Raw genomic sequence first — 20,504 nt, forward strand, 5'->3', positions numbered from 1 at the left:
GCGAGCCGCGTTCCCACCGTTGCTGGTCAAATCCGTTGCGGGGTGTCCCCTCGATTATTGCCCGCTCTCTGCCGGAAACAAGGGGTTGCCATCGTTGAGCCCGGATGTCGACGCATGCCCCAGCCACCAGCGAGTCAGTAAACGCTCGTCCTCGGTCGTGGTAATGGGGCCGGGTATCAGCTACTTATACGTGAGCGTGAAGTTCAACGTACCTTTGGCGTCACCTGGACGGAGGTCCCGACTGGGCCCGATCTGATAGAAGCGTGCATTGAAAGCCAGAACGGTATCCCTGGCTCCAATTGCCCCCATCGGCACTTCGGTGTCGAGCGCCACGGGGGTGCTCCCGTCATCGCGAAGTATTTGAATGCCAATGCCTTTGGCGGCAGAACCTGGCGTCAGGCTGAAGACGCCGGTAATCGGCGGAGTAATCGGCACCGATCCGCCGCTGCCTTCGAAGCGAATGTGAGCGTTGGCGATATTCTTGTCGGTACCATCCGCCACACAGGAACTGAGGGTGATGTGGAAAGGTGTAGGGGTTGTGGTGTACCCCGGGCCGGTAAAGTCAGACATGTTCCAGCTACCCAGACGCACGGGGTCGTCGCTCACTCTGTAGGTGCCGCAATGCGCCTGGACTACGGTGCCGACCAGTCCTGCGCCGAATGCCTTGCCGGGAATGCCGGTAAAGGTGCCATTGAATATCTCCGACACGTTCAGGTCCTGAGGACCGGCTGGAATATCGCCGGTTTTTACTAAAGTGATCCAGCTTTCCAGTCGTGAAAAATTCAAATTCGTCGTGCCCATCGGCCTTTCGTGGTGAGCTGAGAAAGGCACCGTGGCATTTCCGGTATCCGGGACGAAAGCATTAGTTGCCGAGTCATCGAAAGGGAAACCCAGGGTTATCGTCACGCCTACGCCGGGAATATTGGTGTTCATGATCGACTGGGGGGCGTTCAACGCGGTATTTGCAGGCAGTAGTCCCGGAAAAAACCCCGCTCTGGTCAAGACGTTGGATATCAGCCGAGTGCCGCCATCGTTGGAGCATCGAATGGACGAGCCCTCATTGTTCGGCGGGCGAAGAAACTGTCTTTCCATACCTATCACGCTACCCACGGGAGCATCCCGAGGAACAAAGATGGTGTTCATGTTCAGTGTGAAGGATAGGGGGCCAGATCCTGTTATCCGATCGCACGTATTGGCTACGGCGATAGCGGGCAGGAACTGGCTACTGCAAACCAGTGCCAGCGCTCCGGTCAGCCGTCGTGTCGATAATTGCATGTTGATTTTCCTGATTGGGCCGGAACGTGGGCGAGACCGGTTACCTTTGAACCCTGGGGGCATGATGTGGGGCTAGCCACAGGTCAGTGTTTGCAGTCGATAGCCCTGTGGTTGCTCCATGGCCAGTGGGTCGATATGCAGTTGGCATTGCGGCTCGACCTGGTCACCCCAGCGCACGTCCAGAGTTTTCGGTTCGGCGCTTGTAGACAGGAGGACCTGGCCTGCCTGGCCGACAACGCCGATGACGGCACCTTCGCTATCGCTGACCTGTGCCCCGAACGGGAGGGGCAGGCCGCTGGCGGAGCGCGTGGTCAGGAGCATTCGCGTGACGATGCGAGCGGGGAAAGTCGCTTTAACCACCGCGCCGCGCCGCGGTACGAGCTGGGCCGTGCCGTTATCGATTTCCACTTCGGGTCCTAGCTCATCGGTTTGCAGCACCATGTGATTGAGTCTGTAGGGCCTCAGGTAAGGCACCAGCGCGTAACCCTGTGAGTTGGTTCTAACGCCTGTGGCATTCAGGACTCCGACGCCGGCAATACCCGGGACCTCAACCAACGCTGCGGTTTCGCCCAGGTAAGGGCCCAGTTCGATACCGTCCGCGTGCATCAGCATTGCGCCGCTGGCGTTGACTGAAAGGGTGCGATAGTCGTTACCCTGGGTAAGCCCACCGCCGAGGCTGCCAAACGCTGCCTGATAGCCAACCGAAAGCGCCGCAGACTGTTGACGGCCATCATCGTTGCTCAGGGATGCGCGGTAACTGATCCGGCTTGCATCGGCACTGCCGCCCAGACTTGCGCGTTGGCTGTAACCCTCGCCGACTTTCTGAAGGTCAAAAGTTACGTTGGTTGAATGACCGAATTCCAGAGGCAGGCTAATGCTCAGACCGATCTGACGACCCGGGTCGCGAGTATCACTCAGTGACTGCGTAGCGAATAAGCTGTAGTTCACTCCCTGATGATAGGTGTTGAAGTTAAGTTGGAACTGGCGCTCCTTGTTGTCATGTTGCCAATAGTCCTGCTGCGCAAGACTCAGGCTGAGAGAACTGCGAGTGCTGAGCTTTTGAGAGATAGACGCCTCCAGCCGGCTGCGTCGGCTACCGTACCAGGTCGTACTGTGACTGCGTTGACGTACGGCCTCGTCGAAGTCCCGATAACCTTCCGTGGAATATCGATAACCGGCGAAACGCAGATTGGTGCTGGACGCAAAAGTCTTGCCGTATTTCAAGGCATAACTCACACCCTGGACGTGCTGTGAATTCTGCGTATTGATATCGGCGCCGGAATGGGTGACGTCTACGGCCAACGCACCCAATAAACCCAGGTCGCGGGAGACCCCGACAGTTCCCGCCTGGTAGAAATGGCTGGCCATCAGACCTCCATAGAGTGTCGAATCCCAGACCGTTCCCATGGCCAGGGTGCCCTGCCAGAGCAGCGGTTCGTCGAGATCATCGGCGCCGTTGTAGCGACCCATGGCGCCGCTGTAGCGCCAGACACCCTTGCGCAACAGTTGCTGAGGGTTGCATAGGACTGAGTAAACCGCCGGACCTGCCCGTCAGCTTCGGTCAACACGATTTCCAGTTCGCCACTGCCCCCGAGGATGCTGAGATCGTCAATTTCGTAGGGGCCGGGGCTGACATAAGTGGAGTAGATCGGATAGCCGCTCTGCAGAATTTCAAGTTTGGCGCGTGTTTGCGCCACGCCACGGATGACCGGCGCATACCCTTGCATGACGTCGGGCAGCATGCCCAGGTCCGAACCAACCACCAGCCCCTTTATAGGCACGCTCCTGAATACGTCACCTCTGGTGAAGGTTTCACCTAGCGTCAGGTTGCCATAGGCGCCGGGCAAATCCCGCTGAGCGTAGGTATAAGCGCGGCTCCATTCGCGGTCACCCTGGTCGTTCCGGCGCAGCGACTGGTTACTGCGTAAACGCCAAGCCCCCAGATTGATACCGCTGTTGAGGTACAGGTCGTCCGAGTTTGTCCGATGACGATAACGGCTGGTACCTTGCTGCGCTGACGCCTGGTAACTGACAAATGCAGCATTGATGCCGTGGTCCCAGCGTTCGGGATCGATACGGCCGGCCGCATCACGGCGCATGGCGATCTGAGGGATTGCAACGGCCAGTGACAACTGAGCGCCGTCGAAATCGACTTCGGCGCTCGGGATCAGCGCCAACAGGTCTACACAACGCGTTTGCAACAATCCAGGTTCGGCCAGAGTGTCGAGCCGCACACCCATCTGTCCCAACAGCTCGGCCGAAAAGCAAGGCAACAGGCGGTCGCCCTGCGGGCTGAGGACAAACTCGATTTCACGCTGATCGAAGTAAGCCTGGTTGACCTTGATGTCCACTCGGTAAATCCCGGCGCCCAGGTCGTTCTGCCGAGCAAGGGCGTTCAGAGCCAGATCGCCGGCATTACTGGCATGTCCCGGGCTCTGACGCAGGAAGCCGGATTGAAATTGTAAAGCTGCTGTAGGTTGTGAGGCGCCCGCTTCGGCGATAGAAGCGCTGCTGACGCCCAGCACAAACAGACGGATAAGATGCAGGCGGTCAGGCGCTCGCAGGCGCCCGTAAGATAGGGGCATGGTCATGATCCTGGCCGTGAACTCAGTAGGCACTTCTCAAGGGGCGATCTGAATGGGCAGGCTCAGCGGAGCGGAATAACCGCCGTAATCGTTGATGACTGAAAACTCAACTTGCAGGCCAGGTTTGGGATGGGTGCCCTTCAGTGCAAAGGTATGACGGGATAACGGGGCGACCATTCCAGCGTTTTCAATGACCTGTTTGTCGCGATCGTCTTTGACAGCAATGGTGATAAACGACACGTGGAACGGGGTAGGGTTGTAAACTTCCAATTTAACTTCGCCTTGAATGCTCGTGACTGTCCACTGCAAGTCTTTCAAGCGCGCGAGCGGTTTATCCTTGATTTCGCTGGGGCGATAAAACATCTTTATCCGTGTGCGTAGTGCAATGTTCAGTACATTGCCTTCGCTGACAGTTGCCTGCGGAATTTCTTGAACATTGAAATAAAATAGTGATTCCCGATCAGTTGGCAGATCGTTCGGCAGACCATTAATCCGCACTTGTTGTTCTTTGCCTGGATTGAGCCGGAACAACGATGGCGAAGAAATAAATGGCACCGCAGTGGCGGCATCATCATCAGCCGTGTTAACCCAGGTTTGCACGGCGAATGTCTGGTTGCCGGGGTTGGTGACTACCAAAGATGCGTTGCGCTTATCACTGTCTAGTACCACGCGAGTGCCATTGAGGGTCAAGGCTGCCTGGCTGCTGGACATGCCCAACGCCAGCATGGTCGCAATCATTCTGGCGCTGAACGTAGGCGTCGAGATTGCCGTCTGCTTGAATAAAGCGAACATAGGGTTGGTGCCTTTTCAGGAGTAAAGGGCGTGTTGAATAGCGGGTAGAGCCCCCTTGATCGTTTATGGCCAAGGGGGGCAGAATCAGGTGTCAGTAGATGTCGACGCTGAACTGCACTGCTGCTGAAGCAGTTCCCTGAGTGACCATTGCCTCTGTCGAGCGGTACAGTGCGTTGAATAACAGGTCGGAATGGCCAGTTTCGTTCAGCTTGTATTCAACTGAGGTGCCGCCGGGGGCAATTGCAGTGCCGCTTGTGTCCTTGATCGCGATAGCGACGCCTTTGGCGCCTTGGGCGCCGGGTGTGACCTGGAAATAATCAGCGTCTGTAGGGTCGGGGAAGCCATTGAATGTGACTTTTGCCTTACTGGTAGCGGTTATGCCGCAGCCTGGAGCTCCCGATATGCGCAAGCCGAACTGGGCGCCCAGTTCCTCATGGCCTATGGCGATGAAGCGAGCGGCTGAAACGCTGCCCATTTTTACCGGCATGCCAACCAAATTATCTCCCGGGTTGATGACTTCGATCGGGCAAGTGCTGGCAGTGATCGAGCCCTCGAAATTAACAGTGCCGGTAGTGGCGAATGCCGAAGTGCCTGCAAGGCTGGCAGCCAGGCCGAGGCAAAGTGCAAGTTGCGACGTTTTCAAAATTTAATTCCTTTTCAAGTAAGCAGTGCCTGGCGTTAATGGTCGAGACGATGCAGGTAGTCTGCTGCAACAGGCGAGCTTCATTTGGTTAAGTGTGGTGTCGCGACGGGAGGAGATGCTATAGGGGAGAAAAAAGCGGAGATATGAGAGAACTCTCAATTAGAGTTTGTTGTTTGAGATTCTACGCGGGAGTGTTGCGAGAAGTGTTGAAGGTCTGACGGTGTCGACATTTATCAACGGAGAAAGCCAAGTGCAAACCGCAACGGGTTTGCACTTGGGTTAATGCTTATTAGTAACTTATTCCTCCAGCAGCCGGTCTCATCTCGTAATTATGTACCGGAGCACCTTCGGCGGCTTTTCTATCCGCTTCAGCCTGCGTCCTGGCTCGTGATTTTCTCGCCCACGTGCCTCCCAACTGGTTGTGGTGGGGCGGTTGGGGGGGGGCTGAATCGCCTTTATACTTAACTTGTTTCGTAGCTGAGTCCCCGAGCGTATCAGTGCGACCTGCGTAATCTCTACGAGGTGGTGGTTGGACATCGCCTCCGTCATAAGCAAGTGCTGTGGCACCGCTTGGTCGGGTGTTTGATGCTATCGCATCCGTGTTGTCGAAGCCTGGACGGGGGGCAGTCGTGACCGGGTTCGCGGATGGCACCGCCGAATTGGATGTCCCCTGTGCGTCCGGGATGTCTGAATTTTGGATTTCCGCTTTTTTGTTTCTCGACTTCTCGAGTCTGGCGGTTACTTTGTTTCTGCCAAAGCGCGCAAGTGTCAAAGCGCCCACGACGGCCGTCCCTATCATGCCGATGTTCGTGAGCATTGAATTTTCATAAAAAACACCTGCTATACCGACGCCTGCGAATGCGGTTGTAACTACGGCAATGCCGACCGCTACCCAGGATATAGAAGCACCGCCTGTGGGGACTGCCATCCCGATCGCCACAACAGCGGCAATAGCAAAACCGATGGCATACCCTAGCCGACCAGATACGAGCCGCCGAACGACCCGAGTGCGCCCATGCTGTTGATCAAGGCCATTGCGCCACCGGCAACGTTGGCCGGAAGAATCTCCGGCACGATGGCGAAGAACGGTCCGTAAGGCGCGTACATGCAGGCACCGGCAATCACCAGCAAGGTGTAGGACCACCAGAAATGTTCGGCACCGAGGGCGTAGGAGCCGTAGAACGCGATCGAGGCGATCAGCAGCGGCGGCCAGACAAAGCGCTTACGTTTTTGCAGTTTGTCCGAGCCCCACGACACCAGCAGCATCGCGATCACCGCAGCCAGATAGGGCAGGGCCGACAGCCAGCCCGCTTCGACCATGTCCATCTGCGCGCCGGCCTTGAGGATCGATGGCAGCCACAGCACGAAGCCGTAGACGCCGATGCTCCAGCAGAAGAACTGCAACGCCAGAATGATCACCTTTGGCGAGCGAAACGCTTCGGCGTAATTCTTCACCGCTTTCATGCCAACCTGTTCGGCGGCGAGGGCGCTTTCCAGGTCATGCTTTTCCTCTTCGCTCAGCCACTTCGCCTGCGATGGACGATCATCCGCCAGGCGCCACCAGATGAACGCCCAGAACACCGCCGGCAAACCTTCGATGATGAACATCCAGCGCCAGCTGTAATGCTGCACCAGGTAGCCAGAAACCACCGACATCCAGAGCATGGTTACCGGGTTGCCGAGGATCAGGAAGGTGTTGGCCCGCGAGCGTTCGGCACGGGTGAACCAGTGGCAGAGGTAGACCAGCATCGCCGGCATCACCGCGGCTTCGACCACGCCGAGCATGAAACGGATGACGATCAGCCAATAGGCGCTGGAGACCACGCCGGTCAATGTCGCGAGGCCGCCCCAGAGAATCAGGCTGACGAAAATCAGCTTCTTCACGCTGTGCCTTTGCGCATAGATCGCACCGGGTACCTGGAAGAAAAAGTAACCAAGGAAGAACAGCGCGCCGAGCAATGAAGACATGCCCGGAGTGATCATCAGGTCGGCCGCCATGCCCGACGCGGCGGCGAAACCGTAGTTGGCGCGATCCAGATACGCCAGGCTGTAGGTGATGAACACGATGGGCATGATGTACCACCAGCGGCGGGCGGCAAGTGTTGCAGTTTTCATAAGGGTGCTCCTGAGCTTGTTGTTTTTGTCGCAGCAGGTAACGGTTAAAAATCTTCAGTGACCGGGCGGGCCTCATCGCGAGCAGGCTCACTCCCACAGGGATTGTCCAGGCTCTGCAGATCTCCTGTGGGACATGGGCGGTGAGAACAGCGCAAATCCACTGTGGGAGCGAGCCTGCTCGCGATGGCGGACTCGAATTCGACAGACATCTGCGCCCGGGTCGGCAACCCCTCCATATCCCCACGACTCTGCACCGCCCGGCTGCCGATCCAGTTGGCACGTTTGACGGCGTCTGCAAAGCTGAGATTTTCCAGCAATGCGCTGATCATTCCGACCGCAAACCCATCGCCGGCACCGACAGTGTCCACCACCGTTTCCACCGCCACGCCGGCCACAAACCCGGCGTCCAGCTGAGTCCGGTAATAAGCGCCATGCGGGCCAAGCTTGATCGCCACGGCTTCGGCGCCCTTGTCCAGATAAAACGCGGCAATGTCGGCGGGGTCGTCGAAACCGGTCAGCAATTGTCCTTCGCTCAAACCCGGCAGCACCCAGTGGGCGAGGACGGCGAGACGGTTTACCTCGGTGATCATTTGCTGCGTACAGGCCCACAGGCCCGGTCGCAGGTTGGGATCGAAAGAAACGCTGCGCCCGGCCTCACGCATGCGCGTCATCAATTCAAAGGACATTTCCCGAGCTGTCGCGGACAGCGCCGGCGGAATGCCCGTGGCATGCAAATGCCGAGCCCTGAGTAGCTCGGGCATGATCGACTGCGCTGACAAATGGCTCGCCGCTGACCCGCGCCGGAAATATTCAACCAGCGGATCGCTGCCATCCTCGGCGCGGGATTTCATCTGGAAGCCAGTCGGGTGTGCCGGGTCGATGGTGACATGGCTGCAATCCACGCCTTCCTTTTGCAGTGTGTCCATTACAAAACGGCCGAGGGAGTCGTCGCCGACCCGACTCAGCCACGTCACGTTGAAACCCAGGCGCGAAAGGCCAATGGCGACGTTGCTGTCCGCCCCGGCGATACGCTTGTGGAAGTGGTCGACGTGGGCCAGATCGCCGTTGTAATCGGCAACGAACATCGCCATGGTTTCGCCGAACGAGAGGATATCGATCTCAGACATCAGCAGGCTCCAGTCGGGTTTGGCCAAGGCAAGCCAGGGTGGCGACATGCTCAGTCGTCAGTTGCACCAGGTCGTCGCCCTGCAGCGGATATTCCGCAGCGCGCATCACGCCTTGCGGCATGTGCCGCAGCAGTTGCTCCCACTCACGCAAATCGCTCGCGGCCGGCGGTGTCGCAACCAGTTTGCCGTCGGCGCGACGCTGTACCGCTTTACAGTGCACGTAACCAACATGCCGTCCCAGTATACGAGCGCAGCAAGGCGAGGTGCTGGCGTTCCTGCTCGTCATCGCGATCAGTGTTGCATACCACAAGGCTGTAACCGTGCTGACGACAGGCGGTTTCCACACCGTGCATCACGGCAATCGAATAAGGGTTACGGATGTCGGCGACCAGCATGCCGATCAGGCGGGTCCTGCCACGTTTCAGACCGCGAGCCATCTGGTTCGGGCGATAGCCCAATTCGGCAATCGACTGCTCGATGCGCAAGGCAATCGCGTCGGACAATACACACTGACGGGTTTGATCGCGGCGACTGATTATACGATCGAGGTCCACGCGCGAACTGCCGCCTCCACGCAGTCCGACCCCGCGCGAATCCGGTTTTACACCAAGGCCGAAAGGATGTAACACCACCTGTCCAGCCCGGGACACCCTGGGTCAGCCATCTACCATGATTTCGGTGACCCTCGGATCCACCACTGAACCGCCCACCGTTGGCTACCGTGCAAGCGTGCCGTGAAAAGCTATCGGTGGTAGCGGTTCGTCCCACACCTGCGACAGCAGCACTCCTGGAGGGTGGTAGCGGAATGCGGGCATTACCCAAAAAGGCCCGCTGCAATGTTGATCGAGAATCCGAGGATCGCGGTATTGAACAGAAAACAGATCAGGGATTGCGCCAGGACAATCTGGCGCATTTGCCGCGTGGCTACACCGACATCGGAGGTCTGTACTGCGACGCTGACGGTGAAGGAGAAATACAGAAAATCCCAATAGTTGGGTGTGTTCAGGCCTTCAGCGAAACGCAGCGCCGGGTCTTTTCCGTCCCAGGTGTAAAACAGACGCGCATAATGGACGCTGAAGATCACCCCGATCAGCAGCCATGAACCGATCACGGTGAGTGCAGTGAAGCCGTAGTGCAGCAGTCTGCTGGTGCTTTCCAGGTCTTTGCTGCCCGCCAGTTCGAAGGCGATGGTCGCCAGGCTGGCGATCGCGGCGATGCAGACCACGAACAGCACCAGGCCGGCGTTTTCATCCTCGACTTCGGCGATCCGCTTGACGTCCGGCGCCTTGGCTCGCGCACTTAGCCATAACATCAACACCAGGTAGGTCCACACGCCGGCATTCCAGCCGAACAGAATTTTGCTGATGAGTGAATCGGACGGCGCCAGAATCCCCACCGCGACGCCAAGTGTGGCTGCGGTGGACAGGCGCGGGTGAGTGCGGGCGAGATGGGGCATGGGGGCTCACTACGGCGGCGGGTCTATGCACCATAACGCACGCCACCAGGCTTTGCGTAGCAGCTATGTCTGAACTGTGCAGGCGCGGTGTGGGAGCGGTGTACGAGCTATGTCTGAACTGGGTAGCAGCTGTCGAGTGAAACGAGGCTGCGATCTCTTGCTGTTGATCTCAAATACGGGTCATAAAAGCAAGATCAACAGATCGCAGCCTCGTTTCACTCGTCAGCTCCTACAGTGGGGATTTATTCCAACCCGGTAGGTTTGGGTTGTTTATGGCGCTTGCGCACCAACTTCATCACCACCACGAAAAACACCGGCACAAACACCACGGCCAAGGTCGCCGTGATCATCCCGCCGATCACCCCGGTGCCGATGGCTTGCTGACTCGCCGAACTCGCGCCTGTGGCAATCGCCAGCGGCACCACGCCGAGAATGAATGCCAGTGATGTCATGACTATCGGCCGCAGACGCAAGCGCGCGGCCTGCAAGGTGGCGTCGATCAGGTCGTGGCCTTCGTCGTACAGGCTCTTGGCAAACTCGATGATCAGGATCGCGTTTTTCGCCGACAGCCCTATGATGGTGATCAGCCCGACCTTGAAGAATACGTCGTTGGGCATCCCGCGCAAGGTCACGGCGAGCACCGCGCCAAGCACACCCAGCGGCACGACCAACAATACCGAGGTAGGGATCGACCAACTCTCGTACAGCGCCGCCAGACACAAAAACACAATCAGCAACGACAGTCCGAGCAGGATCGGTGCCTGGCTGCCGGACAAGCGTTCCTGCAGCGACAGCCCGGTCCATTCCTGACCCAAACCTGCCGGGCCCAGTGCAACCAGTCGCTCGATCTCCGCCATGGCTTCACCGGTGCTGTAACCCGGTTTCGGCTCGCCGGAAATGCTGATCGCCGGGTAGCCGTTGTAACGGGTCAGTTGCGCCGGTCCCTGGGTCCATTTCGCTTCCACGAAAGCAGACAGCGGGACCATTTTCCCGGCATCGTTGCGCACGTTCATCCTCAGCAGATCGGCGACCTGGCTGCGCTGATCGCCTTCGGCCTGGACCACCACCCGCTGCATCCGCCCCTGATTGGGGAAGTCGTTGATGTACGCCGACCCCACCGCCGTGGATAGCACGTTGCCGAGGTCGGCGAACGACACACCCAGAGCGTTCGCCTGCTTGCGGTCGACTTCCAGCTGCACTTGCGGCGCTTCGGCCAGGGCGCTTTCACGCACGTTCATCAGAATCGGGCTGTTATCGGCGGCCTCGAGCAGTTCGCTTCGAGCTTTCATCAATGCCGCATGACCGAGGCCGCCACGGTCTTGCAGGCGGAATTCGAAACCGCTCGAAGTGCCCAGGCCGTCCACCGGCGGGGGCAGGACCGAGAACGCCGCGGCATCCTTGATCTGGCTGAAGGCGATATTGGCGCGGTCGGCGATGGAGCTGGCCGAATCGTCGCTGCCGCGTTCCGACCAGTCTTTCAACGTGGTAAACGCCAAGGCTGCGTTCTGTCCGCTGCCGGAGAAACTGAAACCAAGGATCACAGTACTGTCACCGACACCCGGTTCTGTCGCGTTGTGCGCCTCGATCTGCTTGACCACCTGCACCGTGCGGTTCTGGCTCGCACCGGGTGGCAGCTGAATGTCAGTGATCGTGTAACCCTGATCCTCCACCGGCAGAAACGAAGATGGCAGGCGGCTGAAGCACCACCCCAGCGCGATCAACAACACGCCATAGATCATCAGATAGCGACCGCTGCGTTTAAGCGCATAGGCTACCCAGCCCGAATAACGCTCGGTCAGTTGCTCGAAACTCCGGTTGAACCAGCCGAAAAAGCCGCTCCTGGCGTGATGCCCGCCTCTGGCAACCGGCTTGAGCAAAGTCGCACACAGCGCCGGGGTCAGGGTCAGGGCGAGAAACGCCGAGAACAGAATCGACGTCGCCATCGACAACGAGAACTGCCGGTAAATCACGCCGACCGAACCCTGCATGAACGCCATCGGGATAAACACCGCGACCAGCACCAGGGTAATGCCGATGATCGCCCCGGTGATCTGCTTCATGGCCTTGCGCGTCGCGTCCTTGGGCGACAGGCCTTCGGTGGCCATGATCCGTTCGACGTTTTCCACCACCACAATGGCGTCGTCCACCAGAATGCCGATCGCCAGCACCATGCCGAACATGGTCAGCACGTTCACGGAAAAGCCCAGCGACAGCATGGTTGCGAAGGTGCCCATCAGAGCCACAGGCACGACCAGCGTTGGAATCAGGGTGTAGCGGATGTTTTGCAAAAACAGAAACATCACCGCGAACACCAGCACCATGGCTTCGAGCAGGGTGTAGACCACTTTGGTGATCGAGACTTTGACGAACGGCGAGGTGTCGTAAGGAATCTTGTATTCGACGTTGACCGGGAAGTAGCGTGCCAGATCATCCATCTTTGCCCGCACCAGCGTGGCGGTGCTCAGGGCATTGGCGCCCGGTGACAGTTGCACGCCGACGGCGGTCGAAGGCTTGCCGTTCAGGCGCGTGCCGAATTGATAATCCTGGCTGCCGATTTCGACCCGCGCCACGTCGCGAATGCGCACAGTGGAGCCGTCGGGATTGGCCTTGAGCACGATGTCGGCAAATTCTTCCGGGGTCGACAACTGTCCTTTGACCAGGATGGTCGCGGTGATTTCCTGGCTGCTGCGCGTCGGCAGATCACCGATGCTGCCCGCCGACACCTGCGCGTTCTGCGCGGCAATGGCGGCATTCACATCGGCCGGGGTCAGGCTGAAGCCGAGCAGCTTCTGCGGATCGATCCAGATGCGCATGGCCCGTTCGGCGCCGTACAACTGCGCCTTTCCGACGCCGTCCAGACGCTTTATCTCGTTCATCACGTTGCGCGCCAGATAATCACTGAGTGCAACGTTGTCGAGCTTGCCGTCGCTGGACGTCAAGGTGATCAGCAGCAAAAATCCGGCGGAGACTTTTTCCACCTGCAAACCTTGCTGGTTCACTGCTTGCGGCAACCGAGACTCGACCACTTTCAGGCGGTTCTGTACATCGACCTGAGCCATTTCAGGGTTGGTGCCTGGTTGAAACGTGGCCTTGATCGTGGCGCTGCCAAGGCTGCTCTGTGACTCGAAGTACAGCAGATGATCGGCGCCGTTGAGCTCTTCCTCGATCAGGCTGACCACGCTCTCATCCACAGTCTGCGCCGAGGCTCCGGGGTACACGGCATAGATTTCGATCTTCGGCGGCGCTACATCGGGGTACTGCGCCACCGGCAACTGCACAATGGCCAGCGCGCCGGCCAGCAGGATGAACAGGGCAACCACCCAGGCAAATACCGGGCGGTCGATAAAGAACTGCGGCATAAAAAAGCGTCCTGCTTACTGACCAGAAGCCTGGGCAAGTGGAAGAGGGGTGTCGTCGATCTGCACTTTCTCGCCGGGTTTGGCGTGTTGCAGGCCTTCGGTGACGATGCGGTCGCCGGGTTTCAATCCGCCAGTGACGATCCAGCGATCGTTCTGCACGGCGCCCAGTTCGACGGGCTGCAGACCAACGCGCCGATCCGCATCCAGCAGCAGCACTTGCGCGATGCCGGCGCTGTCACGCTGGATGGCCCGTTGCGGCACGCTGATGCCGTGCTGATCGACCGCTTGCTCCAGCCGCACGCGTACAAAGCTGCCCGGCAACAGATCGAGGTCCGGATTGGGGAATTCGCTGCGCAGGATGATCTGACCAGTGCCGGGATCCACTGTTATGTCGGTGAACAGCAGCTTGCCCGGCAGCGGATAGAGACTGCCGTCGTCCTGTATCAGCGTCGCTTTGGCTTGGCCCTGACCGATTTCTTTCAATTGCCCGGAGCGAAACGCGCGGCGCAGGTCGTTGAGTTCGCGGGTCGATTGGGTGAGGTCGGCGTGAATCGGGTCGAGCTGCTGAATGAGGGCCAGTGGCGTAGTTTCGTTTTGCCCGACCAGCGCCCCTTCGGTAACCAGTGCACGCCCGATGCGTCCGGCAATCGGCGCGGTGACGGTGGCATAGCCGAGGTTGAGTCTGGCCCGGTCCACGGCAGCCTTGTTGGCGGCGACGTCAGCGGCCGTTTGCCGAACGGCGGCACGGGCGTTGTCGTAGTCCTGGCCACTGATGGCGTTGCCTTCGACCAGCTGTGCGTATCGCTGCTCTTGCAAGCGCGCCTGAAACGCGTTGGCCTCGGCTTTGCGCAGGTCCGCCTCGGCGCTGTCGAGGTCAGCCTTGAACGGTGCGGGGTCGATGCGGAACAGGACGTCGCCTTTTTTCACGTCGGTGCCTTCCTGGAAGACGCGCTGCAACACCACACCCGCCACCCGCGCGCGCACCTCGGCAATGCGCGGCGCGGCAATCCGCCCGCTCAGCTCACTGCTGATCGACAGTGGCCGGGCGGACAAGGTCTCGATGCGCACGCTGGCCAATGGCGCCGCTTCCTCGGCGGTCGTGGCCTTGTCACACGCGCCCAGCGTCAACGCCAATGCAATCAGGCTGAGCCTGGCGAGCAGATTCTTCGACATGAATTACCCCAATAATGACCCCCGGCATCCTACGGGGAGGCCACGAGAGTAGTGGTGAAGCTTTGTAGTTGCTGTGTGAAATTGTGTAAGGGTTTTACTCAGGAAGGCAGGAGGGCGTATATCCTTCAGGTCTTGAAATTTTTGCGCCTGTCCGGCCGCCTTCGCGGGCAAGCCCGCTCCCACATTTGATCTCCGGTGTGTCAACTATTTCCGGAACATCGCCAATCCCATGTGGGAGCGGGCTTGCCCGCGAAAGCGGCCGCACACACGCCACCGCACCTTCTGGAAACACCCCATGCCCAACATCCTCCTGGTCGAAGACGACTCCGCACTCTCCGAACTGATTGCCAGTTATCTGGAGCGCAACGGCTATAGCGTCAGTGTGATAAGCCGTGGCGATCAGGTGCGGGAGCGCGCGCGGGCCAATCCTCCGGACCTGGTGATCCTTGATCTGATGCTGCCGGGGCTGGATGGTCTGCAAGTGTGCCGCTTGCTGCGCGCCGATTCGGCAGCGCTGCCGATCCTGATGCTTACCGCCCGCGACGATAGCCACGATCAGGTACTGGGGCTGGAAATGGGTGCCGACGACTATGTGAGCAAACCCTGCGAACCGCGGGTGTTGCTGGCGCGAGTGCGCACCTTGCTGCGCCGTAGCAGCCTCAGCGAACCGCAGAGCGCCAACGATCGCATTCTGATGGGCAACCTGTGCATCGACCTTTCCGAGCGCACCGTCACCTGGCGCCAGCAACCGGTTGAGCTGTCCAGTGGCGAGTACAACCTGCTGGTGGTGTTGGCCCGGCACGCCGGCGAAGTGCTCAGCCGTGACCAGATTCTGCAACGCCTGCGCGGTATCGAATTCAACGGCACAGACCGCTCGGTGGACGTGGCGATTTCCAAGCTGCGGCGCAAGTTCGACGACCACGCCGGCGAAGCGCGCAAGATCAAAACGGTGTGGGGCAAAGGTTATTTGTTCAGCCGCTCCGAATGGGAATGCTGAGCCCATGTTCAGACTGCTGTTTCGCCTGTACCTGGTGACGATCGTTTCCTATAGCGCTGCGATTTACCTGGTGCCTGAGGTCGTGATCAAACTCTTCCACGAGCGTTTCGTCACCTATAACCTTGATTACTCCCGAGGACTGCAAACCCTCATCGTCAAGCAGTTTCACGCGGTACCGCAGGCGCAGTGGCCGGCGTTAGCCGCCGAAATGGACAAAGAATTCCAGCCATTGCACATCGTTCTGGCGCGTACCGACGATGCTGAATTTACCCCTGTCGAGCAGCAGCGTTTGCGCCGCGGCGAAAACGTGGTGCGAATCGGTGACTGGGGCTGGCGGACCCTGGCAGTCACCCCCTTGAACGAGCAGGCCGTGGTGCAGATGGTGGTCCCACCGGATCCGATGGACGTGAGCCTGTTGTACTGGAGCATCAACGTGCTGATCGGCGCGACCTTGCTCGCCTGTCTGTTGCTCTGGCTGCGCCCGCACTGGCGAGACCTGGAGAGACTCAAAGGCACGGCGGAACGCTTCGGCAAAGGCCACTTGAGCGAACGCACCCATATTTCAGCGAGCTCCAATATTGGCAGTCTGGCGCATGTATTCGACACCATGGCCAGCGACATCGAGCACCTGCTCAATCAGCAGCGCGACCTGCTCAATGCCGTTTCCCACGAGTTGCGCACACCACTGACCCGCCTGGATTTCGGCCTGGCCCTCGCGCTATCGGACGATTTGCCGGCTTCCAGCCGCGAACGCCTGCAGGGGCTGGTGGCGCATATCCGCGAACTCGACGAACTCGTGCTCGAACTGCTGTCGTACAGCCGTTTGCAAAACCCGGCGCGTGTGCCTGAACAGGTCGAAGTTTCCCTGGACGAGTTTGTCGACAGCATTCTCGGCAGCGTTGACGAGGAACTGAGTTCTCCGGACATCGTTATTGACGTACTGCTGAACGGTCAGCTGGCGCGGTTCAGCCTTGACCCACGGCTAACGGCGCGAGCCATCCAGAACCTGCTGCGCAACGCGATGCGTTATTGCGAAAAGCGCATCCAGATCAGCGTGCAGGTCAGCGCCAAGGGCTGCGAGATTTGCGTGGATGACGACGGCATCGGCATTCCGGATGACGAGCGCGAACGCATCTTCGAGCCGTTTTATCGCCTGGATCGCAGCCGGGATCGCGCCACGGGAGGATTCGGTCTTGGTCTTGCGATCAGCCGCCGCGCCCTCGAAGCGCAAAACGGAACGCTGACCGTCGAACCGTCCCCCCTGGGCGGCGCACGCTTTCGCCTGTGGCTACCCACCCCTAGCTGACGTCTCTGGCTAACACCCCCCTGACGTCTCTCGCTACCAAGCCCACCTGACGTTATGACTACCGACATCAGCCTGACGCCAATCCCCGTAGCAGCTGCCGAGCAGCGCGAGGCTGCGTCTAGCCGCACTGCAGTACCAAAAGTTGAACTCCCCCGTAAATCGGGAGAGTCACGAAATTCAGACGCAGCCTCGCGCTGCTCGGCAGCTGCTACATCGGCGGAGGTTCAATCTATACCGTGCGATACAGGTGCGCGACCAGACTGCTGTTTTGCATCAGGCAGCGTTGGGATTTGCTGTCCCAGACCTGGCCTTTGGGGCAGTTGGCTTTTTCCGGTTCTTCTTTCTGTTTGTCGCTGGTAGCGAGCGCCATAGAGCTTGAAAGTGCAACGGCCAGCACAAGAGGCGTGCCAAAGGTAGCGAAACGAATGTTCATGACGGATGCTCCACACAGTGTTGCATTACAGTCGAATCATGCCCCGATTGCGCTGATGAGCGTATCGGGGTGATTACTGTTGGGACATCGCCAAGGTCAGGAAAGTCGAACGGATGTGACCGATCGGTCGAAACAGAGGTAGCGGCCGTCAGGTGACGCCTTATCAGCCCAACCGCCGAACCGGAGCCCCGGCGGCCCAAGCTCGAATGTTTTCGATCATTTGCGAATAGAACTGCTGATAATTCTGCCGGCTGACATAACCGACATGCGGTGTGGCCAATACATTCTCCAACGTTCTAAAGGGGTGCTGCGCCGGCAAGGGTTCCTGCTCGAACACGTCCAGTGCCGCCCCGGCCAGACGCTGCTTGTGCAGCGCCTTGATCAGCGCCGCTTCATCGACAATCGGCCCGCGGGCGGTGTTGACCAGCAGTGCCGACGGTTTCATCCAGGCCAGCGCCTGTGCATCGACCAAACCCCGGCTGCGCTCGCTGAGTACCAGATGCACCGACAGTACGTCGGCCTGTTCAAACAGCTCCTGCTTGCTGACATAAGTAACGCCAGCGGCGGCAGCCCGTACGGCAGTGAGGTTCTCGCTCCAGGCAATCACGCGCATGCCGAACACCTGACCGAACTGCGCGACCCGCTGGCCGATGCTGCCCAGACCGAGAATCGCCAGCGTCTTGCCATGCAGGTCGCCGCCCAGGCCCTGTTGCCATTCACCCGCGCGCAGGGCGTTGGCTTCGGCAACGAGGTTGCGGGTAGCGGCCATGATCAGCGCCCAGGTCAGTTCTGGTGCGGCGTGCTTGTAGCTGTCGGTGCCGCAGACCTGAATGCCCAGTGCGGCAGCCGCCTCCAGGTCCAGTGCGGCGTTACGCATGCCACCGGTGACCAGCAATTTCAGCTTTGGCAGTTGGCGCAGCAGGTCTTCGTCGAACCGCGTGCGCTCGCGCATCACGCAGATCACCTCGAACTCGCGCAAGCGACAGATGAGGGTGGCGTTGTCGGCAGGGTAATCGTGGAGGAAATGCACCTCGCCCACGTCATCCAGCGCCGACCAGTCCACAACGTCCCGTGCGACATTCTGCCAATCATCAATCACTGCAATCTGCACCGTCATGGGCCTGGTCTCATTGACTCAATTTACCGGATTGGTTTTGTTCAGCCAGTCGAGCAAAGCGGCGTGGAATTTCGCCGGTTCTTCCATCTGCGGTGCGTGGCCCATGCCGGGGAATTCGACCAGAGTCGATTGCGCAATCAGCTTGGCCACCTGCTTGCCGAGCACCTCGTAATGGCCGATTTTCGCCTTCACTTCCGGCGGCGCAATGTCCTTGCCGATGGCGGTGGTGTCGGATGTGCCGATCAGCAACAGCGTCGGGACTTTCAGGTCCTTGAACTCGTAGTAGACCGGCTGTGTGAAGATCATGTCGTAGATCAGCGCCGAGTTCCAGGCGACCTGCTTCTTGCCGGGGCCGTTGCTCAAACCGGCGAGCATGTCCACCCAACGATCGAATTCAGGCTTCCAGCGGCCGTCGTAATAGGTGGTGCGCTCATAATCGCGAATGCCTTGGGCGGTAACCTTCAGCTCCCGTTCATACCATTGATCCACGGTGCGATACGGTACGCCGAGAGCTTTCCAGTCTTCAAGGCCGATAGGATTGACCAAGGCCAGTTGTTCGACCTGATCGGGGTATTGCAGCGCATAGCGGGTGGCGAGCATGCCGCCGGTGGAATGCCCGAGGAGGCTGGCTTTCTGGATGCCGAGCGCCTTGAGCAGTTGCTGGGTATTGGTCGCCAGCTGCTGGAAGCTGTACTGATAATGTTCCGGTTTGCTTGAGGTGCAGAAGCCGATCTGATCCGGTGCAATGACGCGGTAACCGGCGTCGCTCAAGGCCTTGATCGAGGTGTCCCAAGTGGCACCGCAAAAATTCTTGCCATGCATCAACACGACGCTGCGCCCGTTCGCCTTGCCGTTGGCGGCGACGTCCATGTAACCCATCTGCAGGGATTTGCCCTGCGACTCGAAGGCGAAATGCTTGACCGTATACGGATACTCGAAACCTTGCAGCTCTGGACCATATTCCGGACCTTCAGCTGCCAGGGCGGGCAGGGCGGCGGTCAACAGCAGACCGGGCAACCAACGGGAAAGTGTCAACGACATAGAAGAACTCCGTAGGAAATCCGCCGATCGTGGATCGGCGTGATTAGGGTGACATTAAACACAGGCAATCGAGCGGGCTGATGGTTCATCCCATCCAGCCCAGTGTGATGAGCGCGAGTACGCCGTAGCGGGCACCTTTGGCAAGGGTCACAATCAGCAGGAAGCGGCCAAGCGGCTCGCGCATTACGCCAGCGATCAGCGTCAGTGGATCGCCGATAATTGGCAGCCAGCTCAGCAGCAACGACCAGTGACCGTAGCGTTGATAATGATCGCGGGCCTTGTCCAGGCTGGCAGGGCTGACCGGAAACCAGCGCCGCTCGCGAAAGCGCTCGACGCGCCGGCCCAGCCACCAGTTGACCAGCGAGCCAAGAACATTGCCCAGCGTTGCTACCGTCAGGAGCAACCACAGCCAGTGTTGGTTGCTGAGCAAGAGCCCCACCAGCAACGCTTCGGACTGCAAAGGCAGCAGCGTTGCCGCGCCGAATGCCGCCAGAAACAGCCCGATGTAAGCACCGAAGATCAATGGGCAGGGTAATCCGCCACCACCCCATCAGTGCCGTCTTTTTTCAAGCCGATCACCTGGTACGCGTCGCTCATGCCGTCCATTTCCATACCCGGCGAGCCCATCGGCATGCCTGGCGCGGCGACGCCCAGCAGATCGTCGCGCTTGCGCAGCGCCAGCACCTGCTCGGCCGGCACATGGCCTTCGACGAATTTGCCGTTGATCAAAGCGGTGTGGCAGGAGCCCAGGCGGGGAGGCACGCCGTGCTGTTTCTTGAATTCGCTCATGTTGCTTTCGACGTGATCCGCGACCTTGAAGCCGTTCGCTTCCAGGTGACTGATCCATTTTTTGCAGCAGCCGCAGTTGGCGTCCCGGTGAACTTCAATCGGGATGAGGTCGGCGGCCTGGGCGAGGGAGGAAACAAACAGGGCGCTCAGGGCGGCCAGACGCAGGTGATTTCGCATGAAGGATCTCGTCTCGGTGTGCGGGCTGAAAAATGCATTCTGACGAATTTAGCCAGGCACGAGCCAAGAGAGTGTTTCGAAGTGATGCAGACGGTGAGTACGTTGAACCCCTGTAGCAG

At 59.3% G+C, this 20,504-nt stretch carries 14 protein-coding genes and 4 pseudogenes; 2 read left to right on the forward strand and 16 right to left on the reverse strand.

Going from position 1 to position 20,504, the window contains the following annotated elements; translation table 11 throughout:
• Positions 1-180: 180 nt before the first annotated feature.
• The 11 genes and pseudogenes from F8N12_RS15550 to F8N12_RS15600 all read right to left on the reverse strand — a co-directional run bounded on the left by F8N12_RS15550 (position 181) and on the right by F8N12_RS15600 (position 14,525).
• A complete protein-coding gene (locus tag F8N12_RS15550; RefSeq protein ID WP_191623171.1) occupies positions 181-1,275 on the reverse strand; it encodes a fimbrial protein in 1,095 nt (364 codons plus the stop codon).
• A gap of 72 nt (positions 1,276-1,347) precedes the next feature.
• Positions 1,348-3,860, reverse strand: a pseudogene (locus tag F8N12_RS15555) (fimbria/pilus outer membrane usher protein).
• 36 nt (positions 3,861-3,896) lie between these two features.
• Complete coding sequence (locus tag F8N12_RS15560) at positions 3,897-4,652, reverse strand: molecular chaperone (RefSeq protein ID WP_150581223.1); 756 nt, start codon at positions 4,650-4,652, stop codon at positions 3,897-3,899.
• Between the two features lie 91 nt (positions 4,653-4,743).
• Positions 4,744-5,295, reverse strand: a complete 552-nt coding sequence (locus F8N12_RS15565) for a fimbrial protein (RefSeq protein ID WP_150581224.1) — start codon at positions 5,293-5,295, stop codon at positions 4,744-4,746.
• Between the two features lie 975 nt (positions 5,296-6,270).
• A pseudogene (locus F8N12_RS15570) lies at positions 6,271-7,410 on the reverse strand (MFS transporter); the annotation flags it as partial.
• A 44-nt stretch (positions 7,411-7,454) separates the two neighbouring features.
• The gene (locus F8N12_RS15575) at positions 7,455-8,537 is read right to left on the reverse strand and encodes a sugar kinase (RefSeq protein ID WP_150581225.1); all 1,083 of its coding nucleotides are present in this window, start codon (positions 8,535-8,537) and stop codon (positions 7,455-7,457) included.
• Positions 8,530-8,787, reverse strand: a pseudogene (locus tag F8N12_RS15580) (AP endonuclease); the annotation flags it as partial. The gene F8N12_RS15575 and the pseudogene F8N12_RS15580, both read right to left, overlap by 8 nt.
• Positions 8,780-9,040: pseudogene (locus F8N12_RS15585) on the reverse strand (transcriptional regulator); the annotation flags it as partial. The pseudogenes F8N12_RS15580 and F8N12_RS15585, both read right to left, overlap by 8 nt.
• 311 nt (positions 9,041-9,351) lie before the next feature.
• Complete coding sequence (locus tag F8N12_RS15590) at positions 9,352-9,993, reverse strand: DUF1345 domain-containing protein (RefSeq protein ID WP_150581226.1); 642 nt, start codon at positions 9,991-9,993, stop codon at positions 9,352-9,354.
• Positions 9,994-10,235: 242 nt separating this feature from the next.
• Positions 10,236-13,352: an efflux RND transporter permease subunit gene (locus F8N12_RS15595; RefSeq protein ID WP_150581227.1), complete on the reverse strand. Its 3,117-nt coding sequence runs from the start codon at positions 13,350-13,352 to the stop codon at positions 10,236-10,238.
• A 15-nt stretch (positions 13,353-13,367) separates the two neighbouring features.
• A complete protein-coding gene (locus F8N12_RS15600) occupies positions 13,368-14,525 on the reverse strand; it encodes an efflux RND transporter periplasmic adaptor subunit (RefSeq protein WP_150581228.1) in 1,158 nt (385 codons plus the stop codon).
• Between the two features lie 295 nt (positions 14,526-14,820).
• Between F8N12_RS15600 and F8N12_RS15605 the strand changes: the two genes are divergently transcribed.
• The gene (locus F8N12_RS15605; protein WP_028620066.1) at positions 14,821-15,522 is read left to right on the forward strand and encodes a response regulator transcription factor; all 702 of its coding nucleotides are present in this window, start codon (positions 14,821-14,823) and stop codon (positions 15,520-15,522) included.
• A gap of 4 nt (positions 15,523-15,526) precedes the next feature.
• Entirely contained in the window at positions 15,527-16,828 is a 1,302-nt protein-coding gene (locus tag F8N12_RS15610; RefSeq protein WP_150581229.1) for an ATP-binding protein, read from the forward strand.
• Between the two features lie 229 nt (positions 16,829-17,057).
• On the opposite strand, the gene F8N12_RS15615 is transcribed toward F8N12_RS15610, so the two are convergent.
• The 5 genes from F8N12_RS15615 to F8N12_RS15635 all read right to left on the reverse strand — a co-directional run bounded on the left by F8N12_RS15615 (position 17,058) and on the right by F8N12_RS15635 (position 20,385).
• Positions 17,058-17,261: a hypothetical protein gene (locus tag F8N12_RS15615; protein ID WP_191623172.1), complete on the reverse strand. Its 204-nt coding sequence runs from the start codon at positions 17,259-17,261 to the stop codon at positions 17,058-17,060.
• A 163-nt stretch (positions 17,262-17,424) separates the two neighbouring features.
• The gene (locus F8N12_RS15620; RefSeq protein WP_150581230.1) at positions 17,425-18,378 is read right to left on the reverse strand and encodes a D-2-hydroxyacid dehydrogenase family protein; all 954 of its coding nucleotides are present in this window, start codon (positions 18,376-18,378) and stop codon (positions 17,425-17,427) included.
• Positions 18,379-18,396: 18 nt separating this feature from the next.
• Positions 18,397-19,419: an alpha/beta fold hydrolase gene (locus tag F8N12_RS15625; protein ID WP_150581231.1), complete on the reverse strand. Its 1,023-nt coding sequence runs from the start codon at positions 19,417-19,419 to the stop codon at positions 18,397-18,399.
• A gap of 85 nt (positions 19,420-19,504) precedes the next feature.
• Positions 19,505-19,939, reverse strand: coding sequence for a YqaA family protein (locus F8N12_RS15630; protein WP_150581267.1), 435 nt, complete (start codon positions 19,937-19,939; stop codon positions 19,505-19,507).
• A complete protein-coding gene (locus F8N12_RS15635) occupies positions 19,939-20,385 on the reverse strand; it encodes a DUF411 domain-containing protein (protein ID WP_150581232.1) in 447 nt (148 codons plus the stop codon). Before F8N12_RS15635 ends, F8N12_RS15630 begins: the two co-directional genes overlap by 1 nt.
• Positions 20,386-20,504: the final 119 nt, after the last annotated feature.

The organism is Pseudomonas fluorescens (assembly GCF_902497625.1).
GTDB classification, from domain to species: Bacteria; Pseudomonadota; Gammaproteobacteria; order Pseudomonadales; family Pseudomonadaceae; genus Aquipseudomonas; species Aquipseudomonas fluorescens_BQ.

Bases quoted from the DNA above. Each gene is read 5' to 3' on its own strand.
- F8N12_RS15550 (WP_191623171.1), bottom strand. From the start codon at position 1,275: ATGCAATTATCGACACGACGGCTGACCGGAGCGCTGGCACTGGTTTGC.
- F8N12_RS15560 (WP_150581223.1), bottom strand. From the start codon at position 4,652: ATGTTCGCTTTATTCAAGCAGACGGCAATCTCGACGCCTACGTTCAGC.
- F8N12_RS15575 (WP_150581225.1), bottom strand. From the start codon at position 8,537: ATGTCTGAGATCGATATCCTCTCGTTCGGCGAAACCATGGCGATGTTC.
- F8N12_RS15590 (WP_150581226.1), bottom strand. From the start codon at position 9,993: ATGCCCCATCTCGCCCGCACTCACCCGCGCCTGTCCACCGCAGCCACA.
- F8N12_RS15595 (WP_150581227.1), bottom strand. From the start codon at position 13,352: ATGCCGCAGTTCTTTATCGACCGCCCGGTATTTGCCTGGGTGGTTGCC.
- F8N12_RS15600 (WP_150581228.1), bottom strand. From the start codon at position 14,525: ATGTCGAAGAATCTGCTCGCCAGGCTCAGCCTGATTGCATTGGCGTTG.
- F8N12_RS15605 (WP_028620066.1), top strand. From the start codon at position 14,821: ATGCCCAACATCCTCCTGGTCGAAGACGACTCCGCACTCTCCGAACTG.
- F8N12_RS15610 (WP_150581229.1), top strand. From the start codon at position 15,527: ATGTTCAGACTGCTGTTTCGCCTGTACCTGGTGACGATCGTTTCCTAT.
- F8N12_RS15615 (WP_191623172.1), bottom strand. From the start codon at position 17,261: ATGAACATTCGTTTCGCTACCTTTGGCACGCCTCTTGTGCTGGCCGTT.
- F8N12_RS15620 (WP_150581230.1), bottom strand. From the start codon at position 18,378: ATGACGGTGCAGATTGCAGTGATTGATGATTGGCAGAATGTCGCACGG.
- F8N12_RS15625 (WP_150581231.1), bottom strand. From the start codon at position 19,419: ATGTCGTTGACACTTTCCCGTTGGTTGCCCGGTCTGCTGTTGACCGCC.
- F8N12_RS15635 (WP_150581232.1), bottom strand. From the start codon at position 20,385: ATGCGAAATCACCTGCGTCTGGCCGCCCTGAGCGCCCTGTTTGTTTCC.